Here is a 10,204-nt window from a genome sequence, read left to right on the forward strand (position 1 = left end):
GGGGCTGGAGCGGGCGTGCCGCTGATCGGCACAAGCTCAGGAGATCTCCGCATGACCACAACAATTCCGCGCGCGAGCGCCATTCTCGGCGCTGCGCGCACACTTGCCGCCAAGCTACTCCTCGCTGTTCCGATCGACCGCGCCGCTCTAAGCGAAGCCATGACCGAGAGTGCAGGCGGCAATGACGCCGCAGGTGCCTGGCAGCAGCGCGACAGTTTCGAAGCGCTGGAAGTCGCGCTCTCCCTCGCCATTCCCGAGCTTGTCAGCCGCATGGACGTCGGCGCGGCGATCAGCACGCTGGAGGCGCTGGCGCGCGAACTGCCGACCCACACGGTACGCAGCGAGGACCAGATCCATTTCCAGCAGTTCTCGACGCCGCCGGTGCTGGCCAGGCTCGTTGTTCATCTGGCGGGGCTTTCCGGCGACGACGTGTTGCTGGAGCCGAGCGCGGGCACCGGTATCATCGCTTCGCTTGCCAAGGGCGCGGTCAAGGGCCTCATTCTCAACGAACTCGAACCATCCCGTGCCGACCTGCTCGAGGCCGTGTTTCCGGGCACGAAGGTCTATCGCCACGATGGCGCGAAACTCAGCGCGGTTCTCTCCGGGACTGAACGTCCAAGCGTCGCTGTTATGAACCCGCCGTTCTCGGTGTCGCAATCACGCGGTGAGGATCAAAACACCGCCGCCAGGCACCTGCGGGCCGCCCTCGACCATCTGCTGCCCGGTGGCCGGATCGTTGCGATCATGCCGGACTGGTTCTCACCCTCAGCAAGGTATGAGGAAACCTTCCGGTGCACCCTTGAAGGCGCGCGGGTCGTGCTGTCGCTCCGTCTGGACAAGGGAGGCTACGTCAAGCACGGCACCGGGATCGCCGTTCGCGTGCTGGTGATCGACAAGGTGCCAGGCGAGATCGGCGTATCGACCATCAATCGCGGTTCGGTCGGCGAACTCTTCGCCGCGCTGCCTACGGTGCCGCTTCGGGCGCCGTTGCGTGACCCGACGCAGGCGGTAGCGCCCCGACCAAAGCTCAGCCTGTTCCGCTCGGTGAAGACCGGTCCAGCCCGGCCCGTGGTCGTGCGCGCCCCCCAGACCAACGACGTCCGCCCGGTCGCCTATGACGTGCTGGCCGAACCCGCCGCGATGGGCGAGCAGCGCGGGGTCTATGCCGACTACCGGCCCTCGCGTGTCGTGATCGCGGAAGCTGGCGAACATCCGACCCACCTCGTCGAATCCGCCGCCATGGCCTCGATCGCGGCGCCCAAACCCGGCTACGTGCCCTCCCTGCCCGAACGCACAGTGACCGCGCGGTTGCTATCCGCCGCCCAGCTCGAAACCGTGATCTATGCGGGCGAAGCTTGGTCGCGCGATCTTCACGGCCGGTTCAGCCATCCCGCCGGCGAAGTGGCGCTCAAGGAGAATCCTGACGGCAAGCTCTACCGCACCGGGTTCTTCCTCGGCGACGGCACCGGGGCTGGGAAGGGGAGGCAGGCGGCGGCCTGCATTCTCGACCAGTGGCTGAAGGGCAATCGCCGACACATCTGGATCTCGAAGAATGCGCCGCTGCTCGAAGACGCGCAGCGAGACTGGACCGCGATCGGCGGCTTGCCGTCAGATATTCTCGACCTTGCCCGCTGGAAGATCGGTGAGGAGATCACCGCGCCCGAAGGCATCCTGTTTGTTCCCTATGGCACGCTGCGCAGCTCACGCGTCGAGGACACCAGGCTCGACCAGATCGTCCGCTGGGCCGGTGAGGAGTTCGAAGGCGTGATCGTCTTCGACGAGGCCCACGAAATGGGCGGCGTTGCGGGCGGGGAAGGGGGATTTGGTCAGAAGTCAGGGGGCCAGAAGCAGGGCTCGCTCCAGGGCATCGCCGGCGTGCTGCTCCAGAACACGCTGCCCCGCGCCCGGGTGCTCTATGCATCGGCCACCGGTGCTTCGGACGTCAACAACCTCGCCTATGCTGTCCGGCTTGGCCTGTGGGGGCCGGGCACGGCGTTTGCAAACCGCGAGCAGTTCATCAGCGAGATCCGCGACGGCGGCATTGCCGCGATGGAATTGGTGGCCCGCGACCTCAAGGCTTCAGGGCTCTACCTCGCCCGGGCGCTCAGCTTTGCTGGCATCGAATACGACATCCTGCGCCATGACCTGACGGTTGAGCAGATCACGGTCTACGACACCTATTGCGAGGCCTGGACGATCATTCACCAGAACCTCGAAGCCGCGCTTGAACTCACCGGCATCGTCGACGGGCTTGAGAACCGGACGCTCAACAGCGGCGCCAAGGCGGCGGCCCGCAGTCGGTTCGAGGGAACCAAGCAGCGCTTCTTTGCGCAAGTCCTGCTCTCGCTGAAACTGCCCTCGATCTACCCCGCGATCGACGAGCATTTGGGCGAAGGGGATAGCGTGGTCGTCCAACTGGTGAGCACGGCGGAATCCATCCTCAACCGGCGGCTCGATGAACTGGAGCCGGCTGAGCGTGAGGCCCTCGACATAGCCTATGACTGTAAGGAGTACGTCGTCGACTATCTGACCCGCGCCTTCCCGACCCGGCAAATGGAGGAATACACGGACGAACTTGGCGACGTGCGCTCGCGGCCGATGTGGGACGAGGCGGGCAATCCGGTCCACAACCCGCAGGCCGAGGCCGCGCGCGCCGACCTGATCGAGCATATCTGCGCCATGCCGCCGATCCCGACCGCGCTCGATGCGCTGCTCGAGCACTACGGGGTAACGGCCGTCGCCGAGGTGACCGGTCGCAGCAAACGCCTGGTCCGTGACGGCTCAGGGCAGCAGCGCCTCGAAAGCCGCTCACCCCGGACCAACCTTGCCGAGACCACCGCGTTCATGACCGGGGCCAAGCGCATCCTCGTGTTCTCCGATGCAGGCGGTACGGGCCGAAGCTATCACGCGAGCCTCGATGCGAAAAACCAGCAGCGCCGGGTCCACTTCCTGCTCGAGCCCGGATGGCGTGCTGATCGGGCGATCCAGGGACTTGGGCGCACCCACCGCACCCATCAGGCTTGCCCGCCGCTGTTCCGCCCGGTCACCACCGACTGCAAGGGCGAGGCCCGTTTCACCAGCACGATCGCGCGGCGCCTCGACGCCTTGGGCGCGCTCACCCGCGGCCAGCGCCAGACCGGCGGGCAGGGGATGTTCGATGCCAGCGACAACCTCGAGAGCATCTACGCCAAGCACGCGCTCCACGACTGGTATGGCCTCCTCGCTATGGCCAAGCTCAAGAGCACGACCTTGTCGGAGTTCCAGCGGATGAGCGGGCTCGAACTCACCGACCAGGACGGGGTGCTGCGCGAGGATCTGCCGCCGATCCAGCGCTGGCTCAACCGCATCCTTGCCATGAAGATCGCCGTCCAGAACGCGATCTTCGACGAGTTCCTCACCCTTGTCGAAACCCGCGTCTCGGCGGCGAAGGAAGCGGGCACCTTCGATATCGGGGTCGAGACCGTGGCGGTCGAGGCCTGCGAGGTGCTGTCCGACACTGTGATCCGGACCGACTCTGTGACGGGCGCGACCTCGCACCTGCTTGAGCTGTCACTGACGCAGCGGCGCAAGGTTCTCTCGCTCGAACGCGTGCTCAAGCTGGCATCCTATGAGGAACAGCCGCTGTTCCTGCGCAATGACAAGTCGGGCAAGGTCGCGCTTGGCATCGCGGCGCCCTCGCACATGGACGAGGAGGGCCACATGATCCGCCGCTACGAGCTCGTGCGGCCGCTGCGCAGCGAGTACCTGCGCGCTGACCGGCTCGATGAGTCCGCCTGGGAGCCCGTGACCAAGGCCAGGTTCAGCGCGCTGTGGGAAGAGGAATACGCCGCCGACGAAAGCCAGCTCGTCACTGAGACGGTCTGTCTCGCGACCGGGCTGCTCCTGCCGATCTGGGGCGCGCTTCCCAAGGAAGACCTCACGGTCAACCGCATCGTCGACAAGTCAGGTGCTTCCTGGCTCGGCCGCCATGTCCACGACCTCTACGTCGATGCGACCCTCGAAAAGCTCGGGGTGGCCCGCAAGGCGCAGACTGATCCTGCCAAGATTGCGGCTGCCATCCTTGGCGGGGGCACCTGGAAGGCGCCTCATCCGCTCAATTTCACGATCCGCACATCACGCGTGAACGGTTCCCGAAGGATCGAGATCGTCGATGCCGAAGCCGCGCGCATCCCCGAGCTCAAGGCCAAGGGCTGCTTCACGGAAATCATTGCCTACAAGACGCGGGTGTTCGTGCCGACGGACAAGGCCGACCAAATCCTTGCAAGCCTGATTGGACAGGCACCTTGCGAGGAGCTTGCAGACGCGAACGGATGTGGTAGACTTAGTTTATAGAACTTAGCTAAGGTAACTGGAAATGGACACGGTCAACATTCATGAAGCAAAGACGCATTTGTCGCGCTTGCTCGAGCGCGTGCTGCGCGGGAATGCGGTCGTGATCGCCCGGTCGGGCAAGCCGATTGCGAAAATGGTGCCAATCGACACTGCTGCACCGTCCAAGATCAAGCGCCTGGGTTTCCTCAAAGGGGAAATGCGCGTGCCGGAAGATTTCGACCGTATGGGCGAGGGTGAAATTGAAGCGCTGTTCGAAGCCTGAGCGATGAAATTTCTCCTTGATACACATGTCCTCCTCTGGGCAGCGGGCTTTCCGGAACGATTGACGCCTGCCGCCCGGAAACTGATCAACGATGAGGGCAACGAACTGGTCTTCAGCGCTGCCAGCCTTTGGGAAATCGCGATCAAGAACGGGCTCGGGCGGGAAGACTTCGCAGTCGACGCACGCGTATTGCGCCGGGCGTTGATCGACAACGGATACGTCGAGCTCGCCATTTCAAGCGAACACGCCGTTGCAATTTCCCAGTTGCCTCCGATTCACAAGGACCCATTCGATAGAATGCTGATCGCTCAGTCGATCGTCGAGGGCATCACCTTGCTCACATCAGACGAAACAGTCTGCCGGTACTCCGGACCCATCCGACAGGTCTGATTGTTCCGCTCGCGTCAGATCAATACCGACCCGCGCCATCCGCAATCAGGTCGTCCATCGCTTTCGAACGAATCTTGTCGCGCTCCGCCTTGTACGCGAACACGTCTTCAGCCTTGAGGCGACGGTGCCGGCCCACCATGCTGTGCGCGACATCGCCCTTCTCGATAAGCCTGATGAGATAGGGACGGGACATGTTGAGCAGATCTGCTGCCTGCTGCGTCGTCAACATCTGCTGGATCGGCACGAGCGTGACGGCATCTCCGCTCCCGATGTGACGCAGCAACTTGAGGAACAGGTCCGACATCGCCGGTGTCAGCGAGATTTCTACCGGCTTCCTGGTCTTGGGATCGGTCAAGTGCAGTTTGGCTTCGCCGGGCTTCTGCGAGGCAAGGATACGCCGTAGCTGGTTGGCGATCTGCCGATCATCGGCAGAGGGCGGCCTGTTGCCGAAGGGCAAGGCATTGGCTGGCAGTGTCATCGTTTCTCTCCGCTGATGGCGATATCCCGAAGCGCATATTCGAAATAAACGCAACCAAGTTGTGCGCCTCAGGTTCCGATGCAGGTCCGATCCATGAGGCATAAATCGATCATTTATGCCTCATGGCACCAAGCGGCCCGCCCTGGGACGCGCGGTTGCGCCCGGGAATTCGGGCAATCCTGAAACCGTGAGGGGAGGGGGGCTGGAAGGGGTGAGCCGAAGGGCTCGGCCAAATCCGGCCTTCAGGAGCACTCCCATGAACGACATCGAGTTGATCCCGCTCGGCAAGCTACGCCTGTCCGAAGCCAACGTCCGCAAGAACGACAGCAACCTCTTCATCGAGGAACTGGCCGCCAATATCGAGGCCAAGGGCCTCCTCCAGAACCTGATCGTCGTGCCCGCCAAGAAGCGCGGCATGTTCGATGTGACCGCGGGCGGCCGGCGCCTGCGCGCCCTCAACTTTCTTCTGACGGCGGGCAAGCTTCCCAAGGACCACCCCGTCGCCTGCCGCGTCCTCGACATCGATGCCGCTGAGCAGTCCGAACTCTCGCTGATCGAGAACGTCATCCGGCTCGACATGACGCCGACCGACGAGATCCGGGCCTACAAGCACTTCGTCAATGAGGGCAGCGACCTCGACGCGATCGCCAAGCGGTTCGGCCGCACCCGCCGGTTCATCGAAGGCCGCCTGCGGCTTGCCGACCTCGCCGATCCGATCTTCGCCGCGCTCGAAGAGGGCAAGATCACCCTCGACGTCGCCAAGGCTTATGCGACGACGCCCAACCACGACCGCCAGATGATGGTCTGGAACGAGCTGTCGAACTCCTGGCAGGGCAACAATCCGGACTCGATCCGCCGCATGGTGACGCACAGCGCGATCCGTTCGTCCTCGCCGATGGCCAAGCTTGCCAGCGAGGCCGACTACCTCGCCGCCGGCGGCAAGATTGAGCGCGACCTTTTCACCGAGGACGGCGGCGAGACGTGGATCGATGCGGAGATCGCCCAGCGCATCGCCGGCGAGAAGCTCCAGGCTTTCGCGGCCGAAATTGCCGAAACCTCCGGCTATGCCTGGGTGCGCCCGATCCTCGAGACCCGCGTCACCTACAACGCAACCGAAGACCTCCACCAGATCCATCTCGAACCCCCGCCGCTCACCGAGGAGGAGCAGGTCGAGGCCGACAAGCTGCTCGAGACGATCTCGGTGCTCGAAGCCGAAAGCGAGACCCTGGACGAGGACGACGAGGCTGCCGCCGCGGACTTCCAGGCACGATGGGATGCCGCAAGCAGCGCCTACGATGCGCTCCACGACAAACCCCCGGTGATCCCCGAGGAGATGAAGGCCAATGTTGGCTGCTTCGTGATCATTGGCGCTGACGGCCAGCCTGTGGTTGCGAGCGGCCTCTACAGCGACAAGCCGCTCGAACGCCGTAAGGCGCGTGGGTCCGAAGCGGGAGACGGCGCCAGCGGGGCAGCAGGGGAGGGCGGTAGTGCTTCTGCCGCACCCAAGCCTCTGTCGCAAAAGCTGGTCGAGGAACTCGCCGTCCAGCGCCGCGACATTCTCGCGATCAACCTCGCTTCGAACCCGGCGATCGCGCTCGATTACCTGATCTTCGCCATTGCCGACTCTCGCGCGCTCTACAGTGCGCAGGCCTTGGGCACGACGCTCCGCGCCCCGTCGCCCTCGCTCTACCTAGCCAACTACCCTGAAAGCCCGGCGCACACGCTGATGGCCGATATCCGCGAGACGCTCGACCTGTCGTGGACCGAGCACCGCCGCACGGTCGACCGGTTCTCCGCGTTCAGCGCGCTCGACGACGATGCCAAGGCGAACTGGCTCGCCTGGTGCATGGCAAAGACGCTCGAGGCCAGCATGGGGATCGACAGGAAGGCAGGGCAGTCCGGCCCTGAGCCGATCGACCTCCACGACCATCTCGCCGCGCTGATGGGGATCAACGTCGCCAGCCACTGGCGGCCGACCTCGGCCAACTACTTCGACCGGGTCAGCAAGCAGGCGCTGCTCGCCCACGTCAGCGAAGTCGGCGGACCGACCATGGCGGCGAGCTTCATGGGCTCGAAGAAGGGCGATCTCTCGGCCTCCTGCGAAAAGCTGTTCGCCGGCGAGACCATCGTCGCACCCGAGGTCAAGCAGGCTGCACTCGCCTGGGTGCCCGAGGCCATGCGCTTCCGGGTGCTGGCTGCGAGTGAGCCTGATGAAGAAGGCCCGGTAGAGCACGATCCCGAGAGCGATGCCGGCGAAGTCGAACCTGCCGACGAGCAGGACGCCGAAGCCGGCGAGACCGTCGACGCCTGATACAGCCCTGCCGGCACGCTGCCCGTACCTCTCTAGCGACCTGCGGCAGCGTGCCGGTCCATCCAGGACATGAACCCATGACCATGATCACCAAGCTGCGCGCCCGGGTCTCACCGCACGCGATCTCGAAGGTCACCCGCATTTTCAACGGGACCCTCGACGACATCTTCAACGAACTCTTCCAGAATGCCCGCCGCGCGGGCGCGACCTGCATCACCGTCACCGCCGAGCACATGGCAGATGCCTGCCTCATCACGGTGAGCGATGACGGCGCCGGGATCGCCGACCCGGTCGACCTCCTCTCACTCGGCCAGTCCGACTGGTCCGAGGAGTGTCGAACCCGCGAGGACCCGGCGGGCATGGGCTTCTTCAGCCTTGCTGGCCTCGACACCGTGGTCAGTTCGCAAAGCGCGGGTGGTGCGTTCTCGCTGGCAATCACAGGCGATGCCTGGACCGGCGAGGCCGACATCGATGTGCTGCCCTTCGACGGGCCGCGCGGCACGGCAATCGCCTTCCGGTTCGATCCGCAGCCTGACGGTAAGCTCGAACGCTGCGTCGAGGCGGCGGCCCGGTTTCTGCCGCTTGCCGTCAGTTACAACGGCAAGGACCTCGCCAGCGCCGATTTCCTCGCCGACGCGCACAAGGTCATCGAGCGGGAGGGGTTCCGGATCGGCGTGTTCCGCGACCGGCACTCGCCGCACGTGGCGACGCTCAATTTCCACGGGGTCACCCTCAAACACGCTTTCCCGGTCGTGAAGGAAGTCCATCACACCCAGTGGTCCGTGCAGGTCGACGTGATCGACGCGCCCGATCTCGTCCTGGTCCTGCCCGCCCGCAAGGAAATCTACCGCAACGCCGCGCTCGACCGGCTCGTGGCACTCTGCCGCGAGGCGATCTTTTCGGTCATCCGCGAGGAACCGTTCCACCGCCTGAGCTTCGAGGACTGGCTCGAGGCGAGCCTGTATTACGACAATTTCCCGCAGGCGGCGCGGCAGTTGCCGCTGTGGTACCCGACGCTCGCCCGCGACAGCTACCGCGAGGTGCCGCGCTTTGCCGACCTCGAGCCGGGCGCGGCGATCTATGACGACACGGACTCCTTCGATGCCGTCACCTTCGGCCGTGCCCTGCGGCGCTCGAACGGGGGCGAGATGCACCGCCTCGGCGGCCCCGACCCGCGCGCCTTCCACGAGCCGATCACCAACTTCATCGGCTATCCCTGGTACGATGCCCTCCCGGCTTTCGTCCGTACCGGCGAGCGCTTCACCTTCGATGGCGGCAAGCCGACCGATGAAGAGGGTGCCGTTACCGTCCGCCCCGACGCGATCACGATCGAACTCACCGATCAGCACGACCGGCGGCTCGATCTCGAGACCGACTTTGCGATTCTGGAAGATGCCGATTCCTGGGGTGATCCCGACTGCGCGCACATTGCGCTGACCCGGACCACCGCGCTGGGGCCCGACGATCTCACCGACCTCATCATCGATGCGGTGTTCAGCCCTTCCGACGATTCAGATGCCGACAGCTACGACACCCAGGAGACCCGCTTCCGACACGATGCGGCGGTGCGCGCCCATGCCATCCTCGAAGGCGAGGACGCCGCGATCCTTGCCGGCATCCGCATGGCCTTCGCCGACCGGGTCGCCTGGCGCATCCCGCACGGGCGCACGCTGCGCCTCTCCTGGTCGAACGCCGCCTCCGACCTCTCGCTCGATCCTGCCCAGGAGGGCCCCGTCCAGTGACCCGTCACCCCAAGCCCGACGTCGCGCAGGTCATCACCGACCTGATCCTCGAGAAGATCGCCGCCGGCACGGCCCCGTGGCTCAAGCCCTGGACCGCGACCAGCACGCGGCCGCTGCGCCACAACGGGGTCCCCTATTCGGGGATCAACACCTTCTTCCTCTGGGCGGTCGCCGAGAGCCGGGGCTACGCCAGCCCCTACTGGATGACCTTCCGTCAGGCGCTCGAACTCGGCGCCCATGTCCGCAAGGGCGAGAGCGGCTCGTTCAGCGTGTTCTACAGCTCGGCGCGCAAGACCGACACCGATCGCGAGACCGGTGAAAAGAGCGAAAAGACGATCCGGTTCATGAAGTGGAACCACGTCTTTAACGCCTCGCAGATCGAGGGGCTGCCGGCGCACTACTACCCCGAGCCGCTGGACCCCAAGTCGATCGGCGAACTCTCTGCCGAGGTTCAGGCCTTCCTCGATGCGATCCCGATCCGCGTCGTCCACGGCGGCGACAGTGCGCATTACACGCCGAGCACCGACACAGTCACCTTGCCGTCGCCAAACGCGTTCCATTCGATCGAGGCGTATTTCTCGACCCGGTGCCACGAGCTTGGCCACGCCACAGGGTCGGCCAAGCGGCTCAATCGCCAGTTCGGCAAGCGTTTCGGGGACGATGCCTATGCCTTCGAAGAAATCGTCGCG

At 64.9% G+C, this 10,204-nt stretch carries 7 protein-coding genes; 6 read left to right on the forward strand and 1 reads right to left on the reverse strand.

The window, feature by feature from the left end:
- Positions 1-51 precede the first annotated feature (51 nt).
- The 3 genes from NSE01_RS19280 to NSE01_RS19290 are packed head-to-tail and all read left to right on the forward strand — an operon-like array spanning position 52 to position 4,984.
- Positions 52-4,332, forward strand: coding sequence for a strawberry notch-like NTP hydrolase domain-containing protein (locus tag NSE01_RS19280; protein ID WP_147161233.1), 4,281 nt, complete (start codon positions 52-54; stop codon positions 4,330-4,332).
- A 22-nt stretch (positions 4,333-4,354) separates the two neighbouring features.
- Positions 4,355-4,594: a type II toxin-antitoxin system Phd/YefM family antitoxin gene (locus NSE01_RS19285; RefSeq protein ID WP_011608100.1), complete on the forward strand. Its 240-nt coding sequence runs from the start codon at positions 4,355-4,357 to the stop codon at positions 4,592-4,594.
- A 3-nt stretch (positions 4,595-4,597) separates the two neighbouring features.
- Positions 4,598-4,984, forward strand: a complete 387-nt coding sequence (locus NSE01_RS19290) for a type II toxin-antitoxin system VapC family toxin (protein WP_011608099.1) — start codon at positions 4,598-4,600, stop codon at positions 4,982-4,984.
- 19 nt (positions 4,985-5,003) lie between these two features.
- On the opposite strand, the gene NSE01_RS19295 is transcribed toward NSE01_RS19290, so the two are convergent.
- Complete coding sequence (locus NSE01_RS19295; protein WP_011608098.1) at positions 5,004-5,462, reverse strand: helix-turn-helix domain-containing protein; 459 nt, start codon at positions 5,460-5,462, stop codon at positions 5,004-5,006.
- 256 nt (positions 5,463-5,718) lie between these two features.
- Between NSE01_RS19295 and NSE01_RS19300 the strand changes: the two genes are divergently transcribed.
- From NSE01_RS19300 to NSE01_RS19310, 3 genes are all read left to right on the forward strand, one after another.
- Positions 5,719-7,773 carry a ParB/RepB/Spo0J family partition protein gene (locus NSE01_RS19300; protein WP_011608097.1) on the forward strand — a complete coding sequence of 685 codons (2,055 nt, stop codon included), beginning with the start codon at positions 5,719-5,721 and terminating at the stop codon, positions 7,771-7,773.
- A gap of 77 nt (positions 7,774-7,850) precedes the next feature.
- Positions 7,851-9,515, forward strand: coding sequence for an ATP-binding protein (locus tag NSE01_RS19305; RefSeq protein ID WP_092960232.1), 1,665 nt, complete (start codon positions 7,851-7,853; stop codon positions 9,513-9,515).
- A partial coding sequence (locus NSE01_RS19310; RefSeq protein WP_147161234.1) for an ArdC family protein occupies positions 9,512-10,204 on the forward strand: 693 nt, incomplete at its 3' end. The genes NSE01_RS19305 and NSE01_RS19310, both read left to right, overlap by 4 nt.

This window comes from Novosphingobium sediminis, from assembly GCF_007991615.1.
Taxonomy (GTDB): Bacteria; Pseudomonadota; Alphaproteobacteria; order Sphingomonadales; family Sphingomonadaceae; genus Novosphingobium; species Novosphingobium sediminis.